Annotated in this window: 20 protein-coding genes; 10 read left to right on the top strand and 10 right to left on the bottom strand. The window is 61.6% G+C overall.

Annotation, left to right across the window (positions count from 1 at the left end; translation table 11 throughout):
• Positions 1 to 54 precede the first annotated feature (54 nt).
• Together AC3ITA_RS16100 and AC3ITA_RS16105 are read right to left on the bottom strand one after the other, a co-directional pair.
• Positions 55 to 1,338, bottom strand: coding sequence for a Zn-dependent hydrolase (locus AC3ITA_RS16100; RefSeq protein WP_095944147.1), 1,284 nt, complete (start codon positions 1,336 to 1,338; stop codon positions 55 to 57).
• A gap of 141 nt (positions 1,339 to 1,479) precedes the next feature.
• Positions 1,480 to 2,964, bottom strand: a complete 1,485-nt coding sequence (locus tag AC3ITA_RS16105; protein ID WP_095944146.1) for an NCS1 family nucleobase:cation symporter-1 — start codon at positions 2,962 to 2,964, stop codon at positions 1,480 to 1,482.
• 540 nt (positions 2,965 to 3,504) lie between these two features.
• Between AC3ITA_RS16105 and hydA the strand changes: the two genes are divergently transcribed.
• From hydA to preA, 3 genes are all read left to right on the top strand, one after another.
• A complete protein-coding gene (hydA, locus tag AC3ITA_RS16110; RefSeq protein ID WP_489277826.1) occupies positions 3,505 to 4,944 on the top strand; it encodes a dihydropyrimidinase in 1,440 nt (479 codons plus the stop codon).
• A gap of 155 nt (positions 4,945 to 5,099) precedes the next feature.
• Complete coding sequence (locus tag AC3ITA_RS16115; protein ID WP_489277828.1) at positions 5,100 to 6,467, top strand: NAD(P)-dependent oxidoreductase; 1,368 nt, start codon at positions 5,100 to 5,102, stop codon at positions 6,465 to 6,467.
• The gene (gene preA, locus AC3ITA_RS16120; protein WP_095944143.1) at positions 6,468 to 7,742 is read left to right on the top strand and encodes an NAD-dependent dihydropyrimidine dehydrogenase subunit PreA; all 1,275 of its coding nucleotides are present in this window, start codon (positions 6,468 to 6,470) and stop codon (positions 7,740 to 7,742) included.
• Positions 7,743 to 7,856: 114 nt separating this feature from the next.
• On the opposite strand, the gene AC3ITA_RS16125 is transcribed toward preA, so the two are convergent.
• Positions 7,857 to 8,477, bottom strand: a complete 621-nt coding sequence (locus AC3ITA_RS16125; RefSeq protein WP_095944142.1) for a TetR/AcrR family transcriptional regulator — start codon at positions 8,475 to 8,477, stop codon at positions 7,857 to 7,859.
• Positions 8,478 to 8,689: 212 nt separating this feature from the next.
• Between AC3ITA_RS16125 and AC3ITA_RS16130 the strand changes: the two genes are divergently transcribed.
• The 7 genes from AC3ITA_RS16130 (at position 8,690) to AC3ITA_RS16160 (ending at position 15,898) form a co-directional block, all read left to right on the top strand.
• Positions 8,690 to 9,985 (top strand): OprD family porin, encoded by a 1,296-nt coding sequence (locus tag AC3ITA_RS16130; RefSeq protein WP_191628399.1) that lies wholly within the window; start codon positions 8,690 to 8,692, stop codon positions 9,983 to 9,985.
• A gap of 263 nt (positions 9,986 to 10,248) precedes the next feature.
• Positions 10,249 to 11,073, top strand: coding sequence for an NAD-dependent epimerase/dehydratase family protein (locus AC3ITA_RS16135; protein ID WP_414928848.1), 825 nt, complete (start codon positions 10,249 to 10,251; stop codon positions 11,071 to 11,073).
• Between the two features lie 52 nt (positions 11,074 to 11,125).
• On the top strand, positions 11,126 to 12,013 hold the full coding sequence (locus AC3ITA_RS16140) for an SMP-30/gluconolactonase/LRE family protein (protein WP_489277832.1): 888 nt from the start codon (positions 11,126 to 11,128) through the stop codon (positions 12,011 to 12,013).
• A gap of 76 nt (positions 12,014 to 12,089) precedes the next feature.
• Positions 12,090 to 13,061, top strand: coding sequence for a TRAP transporter substrate-binding protein (locus tag AC3ITA_RS16145; RefSeq protein WP_150673233.1), 972 nt, complete (start codon positions 12,090 to 12,092; stop codon positions 13,059 to 13,061).
• A 78-nt stretch (positions 13,062 to 13,139) separates the two neighbouring features.
• Positions 13,140 to 13,667, top strand: coding sequence for a TRAP transporter small permease (locus tag AC3ITA_RS16150; protein ID WP_095944138.1), 528 nt, complete (start codon positions 13,140 to 13,142; stop codon positions 13,665 to 13,667).
• Positions 13,668 to 14,948, top strand: a complete 1,281-nt coding sequence (locus tag AC3ITA_RS16155) for a TRAP transporter large permease (RefSeq protein ID WP_095944137.1) — start codon at positions 13,668 to 13,670, stop codon at positions 14,946 to 14,948.
• 59 nt (positions 14,949 to 15,007) lie between these two features.
• On the top strand, positions 15,008 to 15,898 hold the full coding sequence (locus AC3ITA_RS16160; RefSeq protein WP_489277835.1) for an aldose 1-epimerase: 891 nt from the start codon (positions 15,008 to 15,010) through the stop codon (positions 15,896 to 15,898).
• On the opposite strand, the gene AC3ITA_RS16165 is transcribed toward AC3ITA_RS16160, so the two are convergent.
• From AC3ITA_RS16165 to pqqA, 7 genes are all read right to left on the bottom strand, one after another.
• On the bottom strand, positions 15,874 to 17,610 hold the full coding sequence (locus tag AC3ITA_RS16165; protein WP_489277837.1) for a PAS domain-containing hybrid sensor histidine kinase/response regulator: 1,737 nt from the start codon (positions 17,608 to 17,610) through the stop codon (positions 15,874 to 15,876). The two genes, AC3ITA_RS16160 and AC3ITA_RS16165, sit on opposite strands and share 25 nt — an antisense overlap.
• A complete protein-coding gene (gene ercA / locus AC3ITA_RS16170) occupies positions 17,594 to 18,757 on the bottom strand; it encodes an alcohol dehydrogenase-like regulatory protein ErcA (RefSeq protein WP_057715188.1) in 1,164 nt (387 codons plus the stop codon). Before ercA ends, AC3ITA_RS16165 begins: the two co-directional genes overlap by 17 nt.
• Positions 18,758 to 18,959: 202 nt before the next feature.
• Complete coding sequence (pqqE, locus tag AC3ITA_RS16175; RefSeq protein WP_150673235.1) at positions 18,960 to 20,102, bottom strand: pyrroloquinoline quinone biosynthesis protein PqqE; 1,143 nt, start codon at positions 20,100 to 20,102, stop codon at positions 18,960 to 18,962.
• Positions 20,080 to 20,352 carry a pyrroloquinoline quinone biosynthesis peptide chaperone PqqD gene (gene pqqD, locus AC3ITA_RS16180; protein WP_095944134.1) on the bottom strand — a complete coding sequence of 91 codons (273 nt, stop codon included), beginning with the start codon at positions 20,350 to 20,352 and terminating at the stop codon, positions 20,080 to 20,082. Before pqqD ends, pqqE begins: the two co-directional genes overlap by 23 nt.
• Positions 20,349 to 21,101 (bottom strand): pyrroloquinoline-quinone synthase PqqC, encoded by a 753-nt coding sequence (gene pqqC / locus AC3ITA_RS16185; protein WP_150673236.1) that lies wholly within the window; start codon positions 21,099 to 21,101, stop codon positions 20,349 to 20,351. The genes pqqD and pqqC overlap by 4 nt, the downstream gene beginning before the upstream one ends.
• A gap of 120 nt (positions 21,102 to 21,221) precedes the next feature.
• Positions 21,222 to 22,136, bottom strand: a complete 915-nt coding sequence (pqqB, locus tag AC3ITA_RS16190; RefSeq protein WP_095944132.1) for a pyrroloquinoline quinone biosynthesis protein PqqB — start codon at positions 22,134 to 22,136, stop codon at positions 21,222 to 21,224.
• Between the two features lie 55 nt (positions 22,137 to 22,191).
• The gene (gene pqqA / locus AC3ITA_RS16195) at positions 22,192 to 22,263 is read right to left on the bottom strand and encodes a pyrroloquinoline quinone precursor peptide PqqA (protein WP_003253598.1); all 72 of its coding nucleotides are present in this window, start codon (positions 22,261 to 22,263) and stop codon (positions 22,192 to 22,194) included.
• Positions 22,264 to 22,403 lie beyond the last annotated feature (140 nt).

Raw genomic sequence — 22,403 nt, forward strand, 5'->3', positions numbered from 1 at the left:
GTTTTCAGGGTGCGTTGTGACGTGCGCTGAAAATTCTAGCGCACGTCCCTCGGCTCAGGCCGCCAGTTCGCCCTTCGCCACCGCCGCCGAAGCCGCCAGCATCGCCCGCAACAGCACCGCACACCCGGCCGCCAGGTCATCCGGCGCGGCGTTTTCGATTTCGTTGTGGCTGATGCCGCCTTCACACGGTACGAAGATCATCCCGGCCGGGCCGAGCTCGGCGAGGAAGATCGCGTCGTGGCCTGCGCCGCTGACAATGTCCATGTGCGACAGGCCCAGGCCTTGGGCGGCCCCGCGCACGGCTTCGACGCAGCCTTTGTCGAAGTACAGCGGCGGGAAGTCGGCCGTTGGCGTGAGTTCAAAGGTCAGGCCGTGTTCTTCGCAGGTGGTTTCGATGACCTCGCGCACTTCGGCGATCATCGAATCCAGGCGCGCCGGTTCCAGGTGCCGGAAGTCCAGGGTCATGCGCACTTCGCCAGGGATGACGTTGCGCGAGCCGGGATAGGCTTGCAGGCAGCCGACGGTGCCGCAGGCATGGGGTTGATGGCTGAGGGCGGCGCGGTTGAGCGCACCGACGATCACCGCGGCGCCGACCAGGGCGTCCTTGCGCAGGTGCATCGGGGTCGGGCCGGCGTGGGCTTCGACGCCGCGCAGCTTGAGGTCGAACCATTTCTGCCCGAGGGCGCCCATGACCACGCCGATGGTCTTGCGTTCGTCTTCCAGGATCGGGCCTTGCTCGATGTGGGCTTCAAAGTAGGCACCGACTTTGTGGCCGGTAACCTGACGCGGACCGGCGTAACCGATGGCGTTCAACGCTTGCCCTACGGTCACGCCCTCGGCATCGACCTTGGCCAGGGTTTCCTCCAGGGTGAATTTTTCCGCGAACACGCCCGAACCCATCATGCACGGGGCGAAGCGCGAGCCTTCTTCGTTGGTCCACACCACCACTTCCAGCGGCGCTTCGGTCTCGATGTCGAGGTCATTGAGGGTGCGCAGCACTTCGACGCCCGCCAGCACACCGAAGCAGCCATCGAACTTTCCGCCGGTGGGCTGGGTGTCGATGTGGCTGCCGGTCATCACCGGTGGCAGGTCAGGATTGCGCCCGGGACGCCGGGCGAAAATATTGCCGACGGCGTCGATGCTGACGGTGCAGCCGGCATCGATACACCATTTGACGAAGATGTCCCGGGCCTGGCGATCAAGGTCGGTCAGGGCCAGGCGACACACGCCGCCCTTGACCGTGGCCCCGAGCCTGGCCAGTTCCATGAGCGATTGCCACAGGCGGTCGCGGTTAATGTGCTGATGGCTGGACTGCAGAACGTCTACGGCCGCGTTCATGATGATCTCCTCAGGCTGTTCTTGTGTGTTTCTTCAGGCGGATTTTTGGTGATTTTGAAGCCCTCATCGCGAGCAGGCTCGCTCCTGCATTTGGAATGCATTCCCCTGTAGGAGCGAGCCTGCTCGCGATGGGGCCAGTCATCACACCGCAGATTTCGCAACAGACGGGCTGGGCCGCATCACACTCAACCCATAATAAATAACCCCACCCAGCGCCGAGCCGGTGAACCAGCCATAACTGTAGAACCAGCTGAATGCATCGCTGCCCAGGGACAGCAACGTCAGCACCACCGGCACGCCAAACGCGATGAACCCGCTCCAGTTCCACGCCGGATACACGTCATCGCGGTACAGGCCGGCAAGGTCCAGTTGCTGTTTCTTGATCAGGAAATAGTCCACCACCATGATCCCGGCAATCGGCCCCAGCAGGCTGGAATAACCGAGCAACCAGTTGGAATAGACAGTTTCGAGACTGACGTCCGAGACGATCAGGCCAAGTTTTTTCAGCAGTTCATGGGCCATCAACCCCAACCCCACCAGCCCGGTCAGGATCACCGCTTTGGTGCGGTTGATCGCCTTGGGCGCGATGTTCTGGAAGTCATTGGTTGGCGACACGATGTTGGCCGCGGTATTGGTCGACAGCGTGGCGATGATGATCAGCGCCATGGCCAGTGCGACCCACACCGGGCTCTGGATATGACCGATCAGGGTCACCGGATCGGACACCGTCACCCCCACCAGTTTCACCGAGGCCGCGGTCATCACCACGCCGAGGGAGGCAAACAGGAACATGGTCAACGGCAGGCCAATGATCTGCCCGACAATCTGGTCTTTCTGGCTTTTTGCGTAGCGACTGAAGTCCGGAATGTTCAGTGACAGCGTGGCCCAGAAGCCGACCATCGCCGTCAGCCCGGCGGCGAAGTAGCTGGCCACGCCGGCGCCTTCGGGACGCTTGGCCGGAATTGCCAGCAATTCGTTCATCGACACGTTGGGCATGGCCCAGACCAGCAGGCCTGCGCCCACCAGCACCAACAGCGGAGCAGACAAGGTTTCCAGCCATTTGATCGACTCGGCGCCGCGAATCACCACCCACAGGTTCAGCGCCCAGAACACCATGAAGCCGATGACCTCGCCGGTGCCGCCCAGGGATTTCCAGCCCTCGAACACCGAGCCGAGGAACAGGTGAATCGCCAGCCCGCCGAACATGGTCTGGATGCCGAACCAGCCACACGCCACCAGGGCACGGATCAGGCACGGAATGTTGGAGCCGAGCACGCCGAAGGACGAGCGCAGCAACACCGGAAAGGGAATGCCGTACTTGGTGCCGGGAAAAGCGTTCAGGGTCAGGGGAATCAGCACGATGATGTTGGCGAACAGAATCGCCAGCAGCGCTTCACCGACGGTCAGGCCGAAGTACGCGGTCAGTACCCCGCCGAGGGTGTAGGTCGGCACGCAGATCGCCATGCCCACCCACAGCGCGGTGATGTGCCATTTGTTCCAGGTGCGTTCGTGCACCTTGGTCGGTGCGATGTCGTGGTTGTAACGGGGACTGTCAAGGACATCGCTGCCGGCTTCGAGCTCGAACAAGCCGTCGCGCTCGGTCACTTGCGATCTGATCTGTTGCATGGCCGCTCCACTGTTCTTTTGATTATTGTTGCTCATCAGGGTCTGGCGACATCAATAAACGTGCCGTGTACCCCGATCAAGCATCGGGCAGTTCCATAAACACATTGCAACCCACTGATGTTTATCAGTTTTATTCGCTGACTCGACTATTTGTCAGGCCACTCAGGCCGAATGCCAGGCAAGTTGTCGAAACAGTCAGGACTCAAACTGGTGCGTTGATCTTTTTTCAATGGCTGCGCATCAACCATAGACCATACTCAAACAGCTGATTTCACATAGGAAATCTTGACTATTTTTCGATCCTGTCAAGTGCGTCAAAATGGTGAGCGGCCTCACCATTTTGGTGATTCTTGAATTTAATCGTTAAATATCAATTAGTTGATAACCGTATAAGCTTATAAAAAATATTCTTGCCGATTCGGATAACTGCAGCTAGCGTTTAATCCTGACAGCGCTGACAGGAATCAATCTGTCCGGGCTGTTTTTATATAGAACATCTAGAACCGGCATAAGCCGGTCATTGCCTGCGAGGAACTCGGAATGTCTCTGTTGATCCGTGGCGCCACCGTTATTACCCATGATGAAAGTTATCGCGCCGATGTGTATTGCGCAGACGGCGTGATCAAGGCCATCGGCGAAAATCTCGATGTTCCTGCTGGCGCCGAAGTGCTCGACGGCAGCGGCCAATACCTGATGCCCGGCGGCATCGATCCGCACACCCACATGCAGCTGCCGTTCATGGGCACCGTGGCCAGCGAAGACTTTTTCAGCGGCACGGCGGCGGGACTGGCCGGCGGCACCACGTCGATCATCGACTTCGTGATTCCCAATCCTCAGCAATCCTTGCTCGAAGCCTTCCATCAGTGGCGCGGCTGGGCCGAAAAGTCGGCGTCGGACTATGGCTTTCACGTCGCCATCACCTGGTGGAGCGAACAGGTCCGCGAGGAAATGGCCGAGCTGGTCAGCCAGCACGGCGTCAACAGCTTCAAGCATTTCATGGCCTACAAGAACGCGATCATGGCCGCCGACGACACCCTGGTGGCGAGTTTCGAACGTTGCCTGGAACTGGGCGCGGTGCCGACCGTTCACGCGGAAAACGGTGAACTGGTGTATCACCTGCAACGCAAGTTGATGGCCCAGGGCATCACCGGGCCGGAAGCGCATCCCCTGTCGCGCCCTTCCCAGGTTGAAGGCGAAGCCGCGAGTCGGGCGATCCGCATCGCCGAAACCCTGGGCACGCCGCTGTACCTGGTCCACGTCTCGACCAAGGAAGCACTGGACGAAATCACCTACGCCCGGGGCAAGGGCCAGCCGGTCTACGGCGAAGTGCTGGCCGGGCACCTGCTGCTGGACGACAGCGTCTACCGCGATCCGGACTGGCAGACCGCCGCCGGGTACGTGATGAGCCCACCGTTCCGTCCTCGCGGCCATCAAGAGGCGCTCTGGCATGGCCTGCAATCGGGCAACCTGCACACCACCGCCACCGACCACTGCTGCTTCTGTGCCGAACAAAAAGCCGCTGGCCGCGACGACTTCAGCAAGATCCCCAACGGCACCGCCGGCATCGAAGACCGCATGGCGGTGTTGTGGGATGAAGGCGTGAACAGCGGACGCTTTTCGATGCAACAATTCGTCGCGCTGACCTCCACCAACACGGCGAAGATCTTCAATCTCTACCCACGCAAGGGCGCGATTCGTGTGGGCGCCGATGCCGACCTGGTGCTGTGGGACCCGCAAGGCACGCGGACCATTTCCGCCAAGACCCACCATCAGCAGGTGGACTTCAACATCTTCGAAGGCAAGACCGTGCGCGGCGTGCCCAGCCACACCATCAGCCAGGGCCATGTGGTCTGGGCCGACGGCGACCTGCGGGCCGAACGCGGCGCCGGGCGCTACATCGAACGGCCGGCGTACCCGGCGGTGTTTGATTTGCTGAGCAAGCGGGCTGAGTTGAATCAGCCGGTTGCTGTGAAACGCTGAAATCGAGGCCTACGGCCATCGCGAGCAGGCTCGCTCCCACATTTGAAATGCATTCCCCTGTGGGAGCGAGCCTGCTCGCGAAGAGGCCGGTACAGACAACACAAAAACAATGCCCATTCAGAGGCAGCACCTCAAATAACCGTGAGGCCAAAACCGTGATCAAGACCCTGGACCACCTCCCGCATCCCCAAGAGAATGCGGCCGCCCTCGCCAGCCACTTCACCGATCTGGCGCCACAGCTCAACGAGCGCCAGGCGCACCTGGAAGCCTCGCGCTGCCTGTATTGCTACGATGCGCCCTGTGTGAATGCCTGTCCGAGCGAGATCGACATTCCCTCGTTCATCCGCAACATTTCACAGGACAATGTGCAAGGCGCCGCGCAGAAAATCCTCTCGGCCAACATCCTCGGCGGCAGTTGCGCACGGGTTTGCCCGACGGAAATCCTTTGCCAGCAAGCCTGCGTGCGCAACAACGCTCACGAATGTGCGCCGGTGATGATCGGCCTGTTGCAACGCTACGCCGTGGACAACGCCCACTTCAGCACTCACCCCTTCCAGCGTGCTGCCGCCACCGGCAAACGCATCGCCGTGGTGGGTGCCGGTCCGGCAGGTTTGTCCTGCGCCCACCGCAGCGCCATGCACGGGCATGACGTGGTGATCTTCGAGGCGCGGGAAAAGGCTGGCGGCCTTAACGAGTACGGGATCGCCAAATACAAACTGGTGGATGACTATGCGCAAAAGGAACTCGACTTCCTGCTGGAAATCGGCGGCATCGAAATCCGCCATGGGCACAAGCTCGGGGAGAACCTGACCCTCAGCGAATTGCATCAACAGTTCGATGCGGTATTCCTCGGTCTCGGGCTCAATGCCAGCAAACAGCTGGGCCTGGCCCACGAAGACGCACCGGGCCTGCTGGCCGCCACCGACTACATCCGCGAACTGCGCCAGGCCGATGACCTGAGCCAACTGCCCCTGGCCGATCACTGCATTGTCCTCGGCGCAGGCAACACCGCCATCGACATGGCGGTGCAAATGGCCCGCCTCGGCGCCCGTGATGTGAATCTGGTGTACCGCCGTGGCATCGAGGACATGGGCGCCACCCATCACGAGCAGGAGATTGCCAAGGCCAATCAGGTGCGGCTGATGACCTGGGCTCAACCCGAAGAAGTGCTGCTCGATGACCAAGGCCGTGTGCGCGGCATGCGTTTCGCCCGCACCCGTCTGGTGGAAGGTCGCCTGCAAACCACTGGTGAAACCTTCGAACTGGCCGCCGATGCGATCTTCAAGGCCATCGGCCAGGCCTTCGACAGCAGCGCCCTCAGCGATCCGCTGGCCCGTGAGCTCAAGCGCCAAGGCGAACGGATTGAAGTCGATGAAAACCTGCGCACCAGCATCCCCGGCGTGTATGCCGGCGGCGACTGCACCAGCCTCGATCAAGACCTCACCGTGCAAGCCGTGCAGCATGGCAAGCGCGCCGCCGAGGCGATCAATGCTCAACTGATGCTCAACGTGGAGGCTGCGTAAATGGCCGATCTGTCGATTGTCTTCGCCGGCATCAAAGCACCCAACCCATTCTGGCTGGCCTCCGCGCCGCCGACCGACAAGGCCTACAACGTGGTCCGCGCCTTCGAGGCCGGCTGGGGTGGCGTGGTCTGGAAAACCCTGGGGGAAGACCCGGCAGCGGTGAACGTGTCGTCGCGTTACTCGGCGCACTTCGGGGCTAACCGGGAGGTACTGGGCTTCAACAACATCGAGCTGATCACCGACCGCTCGCTGGAGATCAATCTGCGGGAAATCACCCAGGTCAAAAAGGACTGGCCGGACCGTGCGCTGATCGTGTCCTTGATGGTGCCCTGCGTCGAAGAATCCTGGAAACACATCCTGCCGCTGGTGGAAGCCACTGGCGCCGACGGCATCGAGCTGAACTTCGGTTGCCCCCACGGCATGCCGGAGCGCGGCATGGGCGCGGCGGTCGGCCAGGTGCCGGAATACGTGGAACAGGTCACCCGCTGGTGCAAGACATATTGCTCGTTGCCGGTGATCGTCAAGCTCACGCCGAACATCACCGACATCCGCGTCGCCGCCCGCGCCGCCCACCGTGGCGGTGCCGACGCGGTGTCGTTGATCAACACCATCAACTCGATCACCAGCGTCAACCTCGAACGCATGGTCGCCAACCCCATGGTCGGCAGCCAAAGCACCCACGGTGGTTACTGCGGCTCGGCGGTCAAGCCGATTGCCTTGAACATGGTCGCCGAAATCGCCCGCGACCCGCAGACCCAGGGCCTGCCGATCAGCGGCATCGGTGGCATCGGCAACTGGCGCGACGCCGCTGAATTCATCGCCCTGGGCAGTGGCTCTGTACAGGTGTGCACGGCGGCGATGCTGCATGGCTTCCGGATTGTCGAAGACATGAAGGACGGTTTGTCACGCTGGATGGACAGTCAGGGCTACGCCAGCATTTCGCAGTTTACCGGCCGCGCGGTGGGTAACACCACGGACTGGAAGTACCTGGACATCAACTACCAGGTGATCGCGAAGATTGATCAGGAGGCGTGCATCGGTTGCGGTCGTTGCCATATCGCCTGTGAGGACACCTCGCACCAGGCCGTGGCCAGCCTCAAGCAAGCGGACGGCACTCACACGTATCAAGTGATCGATGAGGAATGCGTGGGCTGCAACCTGTGCCAGATCACCTGTCCGGTGCAGGACTGTATCGAGATGGTGCCGGTGGAGACCGGCAAGCCGTTCCTGGACTGGAATCATGATCCGAGGAATCCGTATCACGTCAGCCCTTGAGGTCAGCAGCGCCTGAACTGACGCCATCGCGAGCAGGCTCGCTCCCACATTGGATTGCATTTCAATGTGGGAGCGAGCCTGCTCGCGATGAGGCCCGCCGCTACACCACAAATCTCAAGGCTCCAGCCCAATCCCCCGCAAAATCACACTGGTCACCGTCTGCACCGCTTTCTCGAACTGCATGTCCGACAGTGGCTGATGATCATTGAGAATGTTCACCTGGTGATCGAAGTCGGCATAGTGCTGGGTCGAGGCCCAGATCATGTACAGCAGGCTCGAGGGCTCCACCGGCAGGATGCGTTTGTCCTCCACCCACTGGCGGATTTTCGCTTCCTTCATCTTGGCCCAGTCGTACAGGCTCGCGTCCAGCGCTGCGCCGAGGGTCGGCGCGCCATGGATGATTTCGTTGGCCCAGACTTTCGAGCCATACGGCCGGCTGCGGGAATGGTTCATCTTGGCGCGGATGTAGCTGCTGAGCACCACGCGCGGGTCGTCGAACATCTCGAAGCACAGCGCGTCCTGCTTCCAGACTTCCAGCAGGTCGAACAGCACGGCGCTGTACAACTCGGTCTTGGTGCTGAAGTAATAGTGCAGGTTGGAACGCGGCAGTTGCACCTCGGCGGCGATGTCGGCCATGGCGGTGCTGCCGAAGCCCTTTTCAGCGAAGACCTTTTCCGCCCCCAGCAGGATTTTTTCGACGTTACTGCGACGAATCTCGATCTTGTGATTGCCCATGCGGATCCCCGACAACAACGTTGAGCAAGACTAGCATCCGCTCTAGCTCGCGGCGACAGGGTCAAACCAAACATTTCACTCCCCCGCCTCCCGGACAAGTCATCGTATAACTTCCGATTGACAACACTGAAACGGCCTGTAAATAATCGCCGCCAATGTTGTACGACGACGTATGACAAACAATAAAAACAAAAAAGAAAGGGAGCGTCACAGTGAGCAAGCTCGCCCGCAATTCGTCCATCCGTCGTTCACGGCCTATCCTCACCCGTCGCCATTCACTGAGCCTGATCGGCTGCAGCGGCCTGGCCCTCGTCCTGCCCATCACCTGCCAGGCCGAAGGTTTCACCGACGACGCCAAGGCCACGCTGAATCTGCGCAACGCCTACATCAACCGCAACTACACCAACCCGGCCTACCCCCAGGGCAAGGCTGAAGAGTGGACGCAGAACTTCATTCTCGATGCCCGCTCCGGGTTCACCCAGGGCACCGTGGGTTTTGGTGTCGATGTACTGGGCCTGTACTCGCAGAAGCTCGATGGCGGCAAAGGCACTGGTGGCACGCAGCTGTTGCCGATCCACGACGACGGCCGCCCCGCCGACAATTTCGGCCGGCTCGGCGTGGCGCTCAAAGGCAAGATCTCGAAAACCGAATTGAAGGTCGGTGAATGGATGCCGGTGCTGCCGATCCTGCGTTCCGACGATGGCCGCTCGCTGCCGCAGACCTTCCAGGGTGCTCAGGTGACCTCCACCGAAATCAGCGGCCTGACGCTCTATGGCGGTCAATTCCAGAAAAACAGCCCGCGTAACGACGCGAGCATGGAAGACATGTTCATGAACGGCAAAGCGGCGTTCACCTCGGACCGTTTCAACTTCGGCGGCGGTGAATATGCCTTCAACGAAAAGCGCACGCAGGTCGGCGTCTGGTACTCGGAACTCAGTGACATCTACCAGCAGCAATACTTCAACCTGACCCACAGCCAGCCCCTCGGCGACTGGACCCTGGGCGCCAACCTCGGCTACTTCATCGGCAAGGAAGACGGCAGCGCCAGGGCCGGTGACCTCGACAACAAAACCGCGTTCGCCCTGCTCTCGGCCAAGTACGGCGGCAATACCTTCTACGTCGGCCTGCAAAAACTCACCGGCGACGACGTCTGGATGCGGGTCAACGGCACCAGCGGCGGCACCCTGGCCAACGACAGCTACAACTCCAGCTATGACAACGCCCGGGAGAAATCCTGGCAGGTGCGCCACGACTACAACTTCGCCGCCCTGGGTGTTCCGGGCCTGACCCTGATGAACCGCTACATCAGCGGCGACAATGTGCACACCGGGAAAATTACCGACGGTGAAGAATGGGGTCGCGAATCGGAGCTGGCCTACACCGTGCAGAGTGGTGCGCTGAAAAACCTCAACGTGAAATGGCGTAATGCAACTATTCGCAAGAGCTTCAGCACCAACGAGTTTGATGAGAACCGGATTTTCATCAGCTATCCGATTTCGTTGTTGTAATCCGGTGTGAACACGTCCTCCCCCCTGTAGGAGCGAGCCTGCTCGCGATGGTCGCCAACGATAACGCTGGCTGCCTGGCACCCCGCGGTGTTCATGAGTTCTTCGCGAGCAGGCTCGCTCCTACAGGAAAACAGGAAAATGACCCTCCGTCCCTTTCAACCAAAGTCGCGTTGACAAGAGCCGGAAACCCTAACGATACTTCGCCACAGTCGTACGACAACCTACAACGAACCTAAAATAATAACCAAGCGCCCGGGATTCCCATGACGACCACTGCAACCGCCCGCACCCCTTTCAATCGCCTGCTGCTGACCGGCGCCGCCGGTGGCCTCGGGAAAGTCCTGCGCGAAAGCCTGCGCCCTTACGCCAATGTGATTCGCCTGTCGGACATCGCCGATATCGCACCTGCCATCGATGATCGCGAAGAAGTCGTGCCCTGCGATCTGGCCGACAAGCAAGCGGTGCATCAACTGGTCGAAGGCGTGGACGCGATCCTGCACTTCGGCGGCGTGTCGACCGAGCGCTCGTTCGAAGAGATCCTCGGCGCCAACATCTGCGGCGTGTTCCACATCTACGAAGCCGCGCGCCGCCACGGGGTGAAGCGGGTGATTTTCGCCAGTTCCAACCATGTGATCGGCTTCTACAGGCAGGACGAAGTGATCGATGCCCACTCCCCTCGCCGCCCGGACAGTTACTACGGATTGTCCAAGTCCTACGGCGAAGACATGGCCACCTTCTACTTTGACCGCTATGGCATCGAAACCGTCAGCGTGCGCATCGGCTCGTCGTTCCCGGAACCGCACAACCGCCGGATGATGAGCACCTGGCTGAGCTTCGGCGACCTGACCCAACTGCTCGAGCGTGCCTTGTGCACCCCGAACGTCGGCCACACCGTGGTCTATGGCATGTCCGACAACAAGGACATCTGGTGGGATAACCGCTATGCCACAGCCCTGGGTTTTGCCCCGCGGGACAGCTCCGAAGTGTTCCGCGAAAAAATCGAAGCCCAGCCGATGCCGGCCGCCGATGACCCGGCGCGGCTGTATCAGGGCGGCGCCTTCTGCGCAGCCGGCCCGTTCGGCGACTGAACCTTCACGCGTTGCTTGATCCCCACAACAAAAACCAAGGGAATGAGTTGCCATGCTTGCCGAATTGATTGTCGACGCCCGCAACGCGGTCGGTGAAAGCCCGGTCTGGGTACCTCAGGAAAACGCCCTGTACTGGGTGGATATTCCCGCTGGCGCTTTACAACGCTGGAGTGCCGACACCGGGCAAGTGGATGCCTGGACAACCCCGCAGATGCTCGCTTGCATCGCCCGTCACCGTGACGGTGGCTGGGTCGCGGGAATGGAAAGCGGGTTTTTCCGCCTGCATCCGCGCAATGACGGCAGCCTCGATACAAATCTGTTGGCCCACGTCGATCACGCCCGCGACGACATGCGCCTGAACGACGGCCGTTGCGACCGTCAGGGGCGTTTCTGGGCCGGCAGCATGGTGTTGAACATGGGCGCCAACGCCGCCAACGGAACCTTGTATCGCTACAGCGCCGGTCATAGCGGGTCGCTCGAGACCCGACTGAGCGGCTTCATCGTGCCCAACGGCCTGGGCTTCAGTCCGGACGGGCGCACGATGTACCTGTCCGACTCCCACCCGCAGGTCCAGCAGATCTGGGCCTTCGACTACGACATCGACACCGGTACGCCTTCGAATCGCCGCGTGTTCGTGGATATGAACCAATACGAAGGTCGCCCCGACGGCGCGGCGGTCGACGCCGATGGCTGCTACTGGATTTGCGCCAACGACGCCGGGCTCATCCACCGCTTTACCCCCGACGGCCGACTCGACCGTTCCCTCGCGGTACCTGTGAAAAAACCCACCATGTGCGCCTTCGGTGGCCCTCGACTGGACACGCTGTTCGTGACCTCGATCCGCCCTGTCGACGACCATGACCCGCAATCACTGGCCGGTGGCGTGTTCGCCCTCGACCCCGGCGTCAAAGGTTTACCCGAAACCCTGTTCAACGACTGACTTTCTCGAAAGAAAAACGCTCCTGCCGGATCGCTGTGCCTTGAATAAAAACAACAACAAAACTGGAGACACCCCCATGGACTTCAAACGCACCTTGCTCGCCGCTGCACTTCCATTAGCCTTCTCCCTCAGCAGTGCCGCCCAGGCACTGGAAATAAAATTCGCCGACATCCACCCCGCCGGTTACCCGACCGTGGTGGCTGAAGAGCAACTGGGCAAAACCCTGGTGGCCGACAGCAACGGCGCGCTAACCTTCAAGATGTTCGCCGGTGGCGTGCTCGGCTCGGAAAAGGAAGTGGTCGAACAGGCCCAGGTCGGCGCCGTGCAGATGGCCCGGGTCAGTCTCGGCATCGTCGGGCCGGTGGTGCCGGACGTGAACGTGTTCAACATGCCCTTCGTGTTCCGTGACCAGGCCCATATGCGCAAAGTCATCGACGGCGCGGTCGGCGACGAAATCCTCGACAAGATCACCCACTCCGAATTCAACCTGGTCGCCCTGGCCTGGATGGACGGCGGCACGCGCAACCTCTACACCAAGAAACCGGTGCGCAGCCTGGAAGACCTCAAGGGCATGAAGATCCGCGTGCAAGGCAACCCGATGTTCATCGAAACCATCAATGCCATGGGCGGCAATGGCATCGCGATGGACACCGGCGAAATCTTCAGCGCCCTGCAGACCGGCGTGATCGACGGCGCGGAAAACAACCCGCCGACCTTGCTCGAACACAACCACTACCAGAACGCCAGGTTCTACAGCCTGACCGGCCACCTGATCCTGCCAGAGCCGATCGTGATGTCGAAAATCACCTGGGAAAAGCTCACCCCCGAGCAGCAAGCTCTGGTGAAGAAAGCCGCCAAGGCGGCCCAGGCCCAGGAACGCACCCTGTGGGACGCGAAATCGGCCAGCAGCGAGGAAAAACTCAAGGCCGCCGGCGTCGAGTTCATCACCGTCGACAAGAAACCTTTCTACGAAGCGACCGCCTCGATCCGCGAAAAATACGGCGCGCCCTACGCCGACCTGATCAAACGCATCGAAGCCGTTCAGTAACCCTCCCTGCATTCAAGAAAGGCCCGGCGCCGCTGAAGTTGGTGTACGTCAGCGCGCGCCCGGTTACGGTGGAACCCGATGAAGAATCTGCTGCTAGGCATCAATGACAAGCTCTACATGACCTGTATCTGGGTCGCCGGGCTCTCCGTTCTGGCCATTGCGTTAATCATTCCCTGGGGCGTGTTCGCCCGCTACGTCCTCGGCACCGGTTCCAGTTGGCCGGAGCCCACGGCAATCCTGCTGATGATGGTGTTCACCTTCATCGGCGCCGCCGCCAGCTACCGCTCCGGCTCGCACATGGCAGTGGCGATGCTCACCGACCGCATGCCGGCGCATTTGCGCAAAACCATGAGTGTGCTTTCGCAATTGCTGATGGCAACGATCTGCCTGTTCATGGCCATCTGGGGCAGCAAGCTGTGCCTGTCCACCTGGAACCAGTTCATGAGCGCCCTGCCGACCCTGCGGGTGGGCATCACCTACATGCCGATTCCGGTGGGCGGCGTGCTGACGCTGGTGTTTGTCCTGGAAAAACTCTTGCTCGGTGACCAGAGCAACCGTCGGGTCGTGCGTTTCGACCTCGTTGAAGAAAACGAAGGGGCTGCCTGAATGGACGCTTTTATTCTGTTGGGCAGTTTTATCGCATTGATCCTGATCGGCATGCCGGTCGCCTACGCCCTGGGGTTTGCCGCACTGATCGGCGCGTGGTGGATCGACATCCCGTTCCAGGCTTTGATGATTCAGGTGGCCGGGGGCGTGAACAAGTTCTCCCTGTTGGCCATCCCGTTCTTCGTCCTGGCCGGCGCGATCATGGCCGAGGGTGGCATGTCCCGGCGCCTGGTGGCGTTCGCCGGGGTGCTGGTGGGCTTCGTGCGTGGCGGCTTGTCGCTGGTCAACATCATGGCCTCGACCTTCTTTGGCGCGATCTCCGGTTCCTCGGTGGCGGACACCGCCTCGGTCGGTTCGGTGCTGATCCCGGAAATGGAGCGCCGTGGCTATCCCCGGGAATTCGCCACGGCGGTGACCGTCAGCGGTTCGGTGCAAGCGCTGCTGACACCGCCCAGCCACAACTCGGTGCTCTACTCCCTGGCCGCCGGTGGCACGGTGTCGATTGCCTCGCTGTTCATGGCCGGCGTGGTGCCGGGCCTGTTGATGAGCGCGTGCCTGATGGTGCTGTGCCTGATCTTCGCGAAAAAGCGTGACTACCCCAAGGGTGAAGTCATCCCGATGCGCGAGGCGCTGAAAATCTGCGGCGAAGCGCTGTGGGGCCTGATGGCGATGGTGATCATCCTCGGCGGCATCCTGTCGGGTATTTTCACCGCGACCGAGTCGGCGGCGATTGCGGTGCTGTGGTCGTTCTTCGTGACCATGTTCATCTACCGCGACTACAAATGGAGCGAGCTGCCAAAACTGATGCACCGCACCGTGCGCACGATCTCGATCGTGATGATCCTGATCGGTTTCGCCGCCAGCTTCGGCTACATCATGACCCTGATGCAGATCCCGGCGAAGATCACCACGCTGTTCCTGACCCTGTCGGACAACCGCTACGTGATCCTGATGTGCATCAACGTCATGCTGCTGTTGCTCGGCACCGTGATGGACATGGCGCCGCTGATCCTGATCCTCACGCCGATCCTGATGCCGGTGATCCTCGGCATTGGCGTGGACCCGGTGCAGTTCGGCATGATCATGCTGGTGAACCTGGGCATCGGCCTGATCACACCACCCGTGGGTGCGGTACTGTTCGTGGGGTCGGCGGTGGGCAAGGTCAGTATCGAATCCACCGTGAAGGCCCTGCTGCCGTTCTATGGCGTGCTGTTCCTGGTGCTGTTGGCCGTGACCTACATTCCGGCAATCTCACTGTGGTTGCCGCATCTGGTGTTGTGAAGTTCAAGGCAAGGGAGGCGCATCCTCCCTTGCCACCACCCTTTTTGAAGCAGGTCAACATGTCGCTAACACTGATCGAACTCGAAGACGAACTCACCCACCTCACCCTCGCCCCGGAACTCGGGGCGAGCATCGTCAACTGGACCGTGCACAGCACCGGCCAGCCCTTGTTGCGACACACCGATGGAGACGCCTTGAACACCGGCCTGCCCGGCAAGCTCGGCTGCTTTCCCTTGGTTCCCTGGTCCAACCGCATCGCCAATGGCGGTTTCGATTGCCCCGATGGCTGGCTGGCATTGGCGCCCAACAGTCGCACTGATCCCCTGCCGATTCACGGCAGCGCCTGGCAGCAGCCTTGGGAGGTGGTTTCACAATCGGAAAATGAAGTGGTCCTGCAACTCGACAGCACAACCCCCTTCGCTTATCGCGCCCGGCAACGTTTCCATTTGAGCGCGGGCAAACTGGGCATCGAACTGCACGTCACGCACCTGGCTGAACACGCTGCATGGCATGGCCTGGGATTGCATCCGTATCTGCCGCGCACCGCGAACACCCGACTACAGGCACCCGCCCGACACGTGTGGTTGTGCGACGGGGCAAAACTGCCGACAGAACTCAGCCCATTGCCGGTCGAGTGGGATTTTCAGCAACTGAAGGCATTGCCCGAAGCGCTGGTGGACAACGGTTTCTGTGAATGGGACGGTCACTGCCTGATCCGCCAGCCCGACCTCGGCTATGAACTCGACTGCCAGGCCACCGGCAGCGATTACTTCCTGCTCTATTGCCCCGTGGGCCTGGAGTTTTTCTGCATCGAACCGGTGAGCCACCCGGTCAACGCGCATCACCTGCCCGGTCGGCCAGGCTTGCGTTTGCTGGAACAGGGTCAATCCACCGAACTGGGCTTCACCCTGCAGTACCAGTCGCTTCAGGCAGAGGCCCCCAACAGTTGACTCAACACCGCTCGCAACTTGCCGGGCTTCACCGGTTTGTTCAGCAAGGGGGCGTTGAGCCGCTGCAACGCACGCCGACAATGGTCGGTGCGGTCGGCGGTAATGATCACCGCTGGAATGTCCTGGTGGAAATGCTCGCGCAAATGTCGCACCACATCACAGCCGACCACCCCGTGATCGAGGTGATAGTCCGCGAGAATCAGTTCCGGCGCCTGCCCGCGCAGCGCCGCCAGCGCAGCCGCTTCATCGGTGGCGACCAGAACGTCGCAGCCCCACTGCCCGAGCAACGCGCCCATGCTGTCGAGAATGCTCACTTCGTTGTCGATCACCAGTAAACGGCGGCCCGGCAGCGGATTGCCGGTACCCGGTTGTGGCACCGCCTGGCTCACGGGCAGCGGAACCTCGTCGGATATCGGCACCTCGATGCTGAACATCGAACCCCGCCCCGGCAACGAGTACACGCCGATTCTATAGCCAAGGATCTTGGCGATGCGCTCGACAATCGCCAGCCCCAGGCCCACGCCCTTGCGGTCGGCGGCCCGACCGACGTCCAGCTGGTTGAACTCGAGGAAGATCGAATCGAGCCGGTCGTCGGCGATACCACGCCCGGTGTCCCAGACCTCCAGGCGCAGCATCTTGCCCCGACGCCTTGCCGCCAGCAGGATGCTGCCTTCATCGGTGTAGCGGCAGGCATTGCTGAGGAAGTTACGCAGGATCCGCGTCATCAGGCGCAAGTCGGTGCTGATGGCGTACTCGACCATGCGCACCCGCAGGTTCAAGCCGGCCGCCTGGGCGACGGACTGAAACTCCGAGACCAGCGGCCCGAGCAGTTCGTCGAGGCGGTACGACGCGATGTCCGGCTTGACCGCGGCCTGATCGAGCCGGGAAATGTCGAGCAGATCCGTCAGCAGGTCTTCGGCCCCTTCCAGGGCCTGGTGAGTGCGTTCCACCAGCACCTGTTCGGCTTCCGGCAACGTGCGTTCGCGCAAGGTCGAAATCAGCAACCGCGCGGCGTTCAGCGGTTGCAGCAGGTCGTGGCTGGCGGCGGCGAGGTATTTGTCCTTGCTGTGATTGGCGGCCTCGGCGGCATCGCGGGCGTCGCGCAAGGCCTTGGCGATCTGTTTACGCTGGGTGATCTGCTGCTGAAGGTTACGGTTGGCCTCGAGCAATTCATCGGTGCGCGCGACCACGCGCTGCTCCAGTTCGTCATTGAGTTGCTGCAGGCGTCGCTGGGCCAGCTTGCGCTCGGTGATATCGGAGACGAACCCTTCCACCAGCCCTTCCTGACCGGGCTTGAGCAACAGGTTCATCAATACATCCAGGTGACTGCCGTCCTTGCGCCGCAAACGGGTTTCATAGCCGTGCAGGCTGCGCTGGTGCCGGAGGATTTCGCCGATGGTTTCCAGCTCCTGCGCGCCGTCGACGAACAGGGTGCTGGCCAGGTCGGTCAGGGAGAACAGCACCTCCTGCGGGTCCTGGTAACCGAGCATGCGTGCCAGCGCCGGGTTGGCGGCGCGCATGCCGTCGTGCAGGCTGGCCTGGAAGATCCCGTGAACCGCGTTCTCGAACAGCCACTTGTAGCGGTTACGCTCGGCTTCCAGATCATCCAGGCGCGCGGCCAGTTCCGGGTAATGACTCTTGCGCGCCGAATGGCTGCCCAGCCCCAGCAGCCCGGCCAGAGCCCGTTGCTGCTCGTCAGAGGGCTTCGCCATAGACGACCTCGACATCACGCTGGCTGGATTCGCGCGGGTTGGTCAGGATGCACGGATCGTGCATCGCATGCTGCGACAGGAACGGAATGTCCGAGGTCCGCACGCCATGCAAACCGAGGGTTTCGTGAAAGCCGATGGCGTGCTTGAGGGCGATCAGGTGTTCGACCAGGCGCCCGCAGATCTGCCGGTGATTCAGGCCTCGGCAGTCGATGCCGAAGGTCTCGGCGATCACCTTGAAGCGCTCCGGCGCCGAGTTGTAGTTGAAGGCCACCACGTGCTCGACGAGCACCGCGTTGCACAGGCCATGGGGCAGATCGAGAAAGCCGCCGAGGCTGTGGGACATGGCATGCACCGCACCGAGGATGGCGTTGGAAAACGCAAGCCCGGCCTGCATGCTGCCGAGCATGATCTTCTCGCGCAGGGCGATGTCGGTCGGGTTGGCGATCATTTGCACCAGGTTGCCATTGATCAGGCGCATCGCCTCCAGCGCGTGGGGGTCGGTCAGCGGCCCGTGACCGGTGGACACAAAGGCTTCGATGGCATGCACCAACGCGTCGATGCCGGTACAGGCCGACAGGAACGGGTCCATGCTCAGGGTGGTTTCCGGGTCGATCAGCGAAACGTCCGGCACCACGGCCTTGCTGACGATGGAGAACTTCATGCGTTCCTGCTGGTTGGAAATGATCACGAATTGCGAGACGTCGGCCGAGGTGCCGGCGGTGGTCGGGATCAGGATCAGCGGCGGGCTGGGTACGCGGATGGTGTCCACGCCCTCGAAATCGAGAATGCTGCGACCATGGGCGACGACGATGCCGATGCCTTTGCCGCAGTCCATCGGGCTGCCGCCACCGACGGCGACGATCACGTCACAGTGGTTTTCCCGGTACATCTCGGCGCCGAGCATCACCTCTTCGACCCGAGGGTTGGGCGAGACATCACTGTAGAGGCAGTATTCGATGCCCAGGGCCTGCAGGCTGGCTTCGACATCGGCGACCCAACCGGCGGCAATCACGCCGGGATCGCTGACCACCAGGACCTTGCGCGCGCCAAAGGTCTTGGCGTAATTGCCGACACTGTGCCGGCTACCGGCACCGAAGATGATTTCAGGTGAAACGAACTTACGCAGCTGGTTGAGACTCTGGCTCATTGGAAAGCCTGTTTTTATTGTTTTGGAAGGTAGAAACCACACTAAACCATCCAGCTGCGAATGCAATCAGACCAAAGATCAAAGCGCCGCCCTTGTAGGAGTGAGCCTGCTCGCGATAGCGGTTCAACATTCAACATGTTTGTTGGCTGACACTCCGCCATCGCGAGCAGGCTCGCTCCTACAGGGGATTTGTGTCGCTTGGCTAGCCGCGGTAGATCAGTTGCGAAGCCTTCTCGTTGCGCAGTGTCAGGTGTTCCATCCCCAACCCCGGCGCCTCGGCTTCTTCGCGTGCCTTGAGGATCACGCCGTGATGGGGCGACTTGCTGCACACTGGATCGGCATTGCCGGCATCACCCGTCAGCATGAACGCCTGGCAACGGCACCCGCCCAGGTCCTTGTGTTTTTCGTCGCAGGAGCGACACGGCTCCTTCATCCAGTCATCGCCGCGAAAACGATTGAAGCCGAACGAGTCGTTCCAGATGTGCGAGAGGCTGTGCTCGCGCACATTGGGAAACTGTACGGGCAACTGCCGGGCGCTGTGGCAAGGCAGCGCCGTGCCGTCGGGGGTGATGTCGAGAAACAGGTTGGCCCAGCCGTTCATGCAGGTCTTGGGACGCTCCTCGTAGTAATCCGGGGTGACGAAGATCAACTTGCACGGGTGGCCCTGGGCTTCCAGGCGCTCGCGGTACTCGTTAGTGATGCGCTCGGCACGCTGCAATTGCTCGCGGGTGGGCAACAGGCCGACGCGATTCAGTTCGGCCCAGCCATAGAACTGGCAGGTGGCCAATTCGACGAAGTCCGCCTCCAGCTCCAGGCACAACTCGATGATCTGCGCGATCCGGTCGATGTTGTGCCGATGGGTGACGAAGTTCAGCACCATCGGATAGCCCTGGGCTTTCACCGCACGGGCCATGGCGAGTTTCTGGGCAAAGGCCTTGCGCGAGCCGGCGAGCATGTTGTTCACCGCCTCGTCGGCGGCCTGGAAGCTGATCTGGATATGGTCCAGCCCGGCCACCTTGAAGTCGCGCACCTTCTGCTCGGTCAGGCCAATGCCGGAGGTGATCAGGTTGGTGTAGTAGCCCATGTCCCGGGCGGCCTTGATCAGTTCGGCGAGGTCCTGGCGCACCAATGGCTCGCCGCCGGAAAAGCCCAATTGCGCGGCACCCATGTCCCGCGCTTCACGGAATACGCGAATCCATTCTTCCGTGCTCAGTTCTTCGTCGTGCCGGGCAAAGTCCAGTGGATTGGAGCAATAGGGGCATTGCAGCGGGCAGCGGTAGGTCAGCTCGGCGAGCAGCCACAACGGCGGTCCGGGCAGCGCCTCACTCGATCCAGAATTGCGCATGGGCCACCTCCAGAAACGCCAGCACGTCTTCGTCGATCCCGGGTACGCCGGGGAAACTGGCGTTCAATCGATCAATGATCGCCGCCACGCTGCGCTGGCCATCGACCAGGTCGAGAATCTGTCCGGCACTGGCGTTGAGCTTGATCATGCCTTCGGGGTACAGCAACACATGGCAGTCCTGGCGGGGCTCCCATTGCAGACGAAACCCGCGACGCAAGGCCGGTGACTGCTGGCGATCGATCAGGCTCACAGGACGATCCCCCGGTGCCAGACGTTGTCGCCGGTGACCGTGTGATACGGCGGGCGACCAAGCTCGTAGGCCATGCTCATGGCATCGAGCATGCTCCACAGCACGTCGAGCTTGAATTGCAGGATCTGCAGCATGCGTTGTTGCCCCTCGGCCGTCACGTAGTGCGCCAGGGTGATGCGCAAGCCATGCTCGACATCGCGCCGTGCCTGGCTCAGGCGCGTGCGGAAATAGTCGTAGCCGGCGACGTCGATCCACGGGTAATGGGTCGGCCAGGCATCGAGTCGCGACTGATGGATCTGTGGCGCGAAGAGTTCGGTCAGCGAACTGCTGGCCGCTTCCTGCCAGCAGGCGCGACGGGCGAAATTGACGTAGGCGTCCACCGCAAAACGCACCCCGGGCAGCACCAGTTCCTGGGAGAGGATCTGCTCGCGATCGAGCCCCACCGCTTCGCCCAGGCGCAGCCAGGCTTCGATTCCGCCCTCGCTGCCGGGGACGCCGTCGTGGTCGAGAATCCGTTGCAGCCATTCCCGGCGCACGTCGCGGTCCGGGCAGTTGGCGAGAATCGCGGCGTCCTTCAGCGGAATGTTGATCTGATAGTAGAAGCGGTTGGCGACCCAGCCCTGGATCTGCTCGCGGCTGGCGCGGCCGGCGTACATGGCTTGGTGGAAGGGATGATGGATGTGGTAGTAGGCGCCCTTGGCGCACAGGGCGGTTTCGAATTCTGTGGGGGTCATTGCGTTGTCAGTCATTTCGGTTCTCCGGGAAGTTCTGCGGCGTCTGCACTGCCCTCATCGCGAGCAGGCTCGCTCCTACAGGGTTTGGTGTTTGCCGCAGATCCCTGTGGGGCCTGCTCGCGATAGGGCCAGCGGCTACAGCTCAATACTCATGCCGTCATAAGCCACTTCAATACCCCGCCGCTCCAGCAACGCCCGCTCGGCCGAGTCTTCATCAAGGATCGGATTGGTGTTGTTGATATGGATCAGCACCTTGCGCTGGCGGTTGAAACCCTCCAGCACTTCCAGCATCCCGCCGGGGCCGCTTTGTGGGAGGTGCCCCATTTCGCTGCCCAGGCTCTGGCCGACTTCGCAGATACGCATCTCGTCGTCGCGCCACAGGGTGCCGTCCAGCAACAGGCAATCGGCACGCTGCATCCAGCCCAGCACTTCTTCGTCGATTCGGCCAAGGCCCGGCGCATAGAACAGCGACGTGCCGTTGCGCAGGTCTTCAATGAACAAGCCAATGGTGTCGCCCGGTTGCGGGTTGCCGCGATTGGGCGAATACGGCGGCGCGTTGCTCACCAGGGGAATCGCGCGAAATTGCAAATGCCCGCAGGCCGGGATGCTGAACGGCTGACGATCGAGGCCGACCGGTTGCCAGTGCAATCCGCCGTTCCAGTGCCCGAGCATGTTGAACAACGGGAAACCGCTGCTCAGGTCCTGGTGCACGCGCTCGGTGCACCAAACGTCATGCGGGCAGCCTTCACGCAGGCTGAGCAAGCCGGTGCAATGGTCGATCTGGCTGTCGAGCAGCACGATGCCGGCGATGGCGCTGTCACGCAGGCGCCGCGCCGGTTGCAGTGGCGCGAAACTCTCGAGTTGCGCGCGAATGTCCGGTGACGCGTTGCACAGCACCCACTCCACGCCGTCGTCACTCAGGGCAATCGACGATTGCGTACGGCGCTGTGCCCGCAGGCTGCCATTGCGCACGCCGGCGCACTGGCGGCAGTTGCAGTTCCACTGCGGGAAACCACCGCCGGCGGCGGAACCGAGAACGCGGATGTGCATGGCGGATGCTCCAGAAGGCAGGCCCGGCCAACGCAGCGGCTGGCCGGGTGATCAATCAACGGTTGGCGAAATACATCGTCACTTCGAAGCCAATGCGCAGATCGGTAAACGCGGGTTTAGTCCACATGGGTCATTCCTCTTCTTGTGCCCGGGTGATTCCGGTAGAGCCATTAATGCACGGGGCGATGAGGGCCCGAATGCTACTTTCGAAGGAGTTGGCGGGGTGATTTGGTAGGGGGTGTTGCGCGGTCACTGGCATCACGCAAA

The organism is Pseudomonas sp. GL_090, assembly GCF_057837765.1.

Bases quoted from the DNA above. Each gene is read 5' to 3' on its own strand.
- AC3ITA_RS16100 (WP_095944147.1), bottom strand. From the start codon at position 1,338: ATGAACGCGGCCGTAGACGTTCTGCAGTCCAGCCATCAGCACATTAAC.
- AC3ITA_RS16105 (WP_095944146.1), bottom strand. From the start codon at position 2,964: ATGCAACAGATCAGATCGCAAGTGACCGAGCGCGACGGCTTGTTCGAG.
- hydA (WP_489277826.1), top strand. From the start codon at position 3,505: ATGTCTCTGTTGATCCGTGGCGCCACCGTTATTACCCATGATGAAAGT.
- preA (WP_095944143.1), top strand. From the start codon at position 6,468: ATGGCCGATCTGTCGATTGTCTTCGCCGGCATCAAAGCACCCAACCCA.
- AC3ITA_RS16125 (WP_095944142.1), bottom strand. From the start codon at position 8,477: ATGGGCAATCACAAGATCGAGATTCGTCGCAGTAACGTCGAAAAAATC.
- AC3ITA_RS16135 (WP_414928848.1), top strand. From the start codon at position 10,249: ATGACGACCACTGCAACCGCCCGCACCCCTTTCAATCGCCTGCTGCTG.
- AC3ITA_RS16140 (WP_489277832.1), top strand. From the start codon at position 11,126: ATGCTTGCCGAATTGATTGTCGACGCCCGCAACGCGGTCGGTGAAAGC.
- AC3ITA_RS16145 (WP_150673233.1), top strand. From the start codon at position 12,090: ATGGACTTCAAACGCACCTTGCTCGCCGCTGCACTTCCATTAGCCTTC.
- AC3ITA_RS16150 (WP_095944138.1), top strand. From the start codon at position 13,140: ATGAAGAATCTGCTGCTAGGCATCAATGACAAGCTCTACATGACCTGT.
- AC3ITA_RS16155 (WP_095944137.1), top strand. From the start codon at position 13,668: ATGGACGCTTTTATTCTGTTGGGCAGTTTTATCGCATTGATCCTGATC.
- AC3ITA_RS16160 (WP_489277835.1), top strand. From the start codon at position 15,008: ATGTCGCTAACACTGATCGAACTCGAAGACGAACTCACCCACCTCACC.
- AC3ITA_RS16165 (WP_489277837.1), bottom strand. From the start codon at position 17,610: ATGGCGAAGCCCTCTGACGAGCAGCAACGGGCTCTGGCCGGGCTGCTG.
- ercA (WP_057715188.1), bottom strand. From the start codon at position 18,757: ATGAGCCAGAGTCTCAACCAGCTGCGTAAGTTCGTTTCACCTGAAATC.
- pqqE (WP_150673235.1), bottom strand. From the start codon at position 20,102: ATGCGCAATTCTGGATCGAGTGAGGCGCTGCCCGGACCGCCGTTGTGG.
- pqqC (WP_150673236.1), bottom strand. From the start codon at position 21,101: ATGACTGACAACGCAATGACCCCCACAGAATTCGAAACCGCCCTGTGC.
- pqqB (WP_095944132.1), bottom strand. From the start codon at position 22,136: ATGCACATCCGCGTTCTCGGTTCCGCCGCCGGCGGTGGTTTCCCGCAG.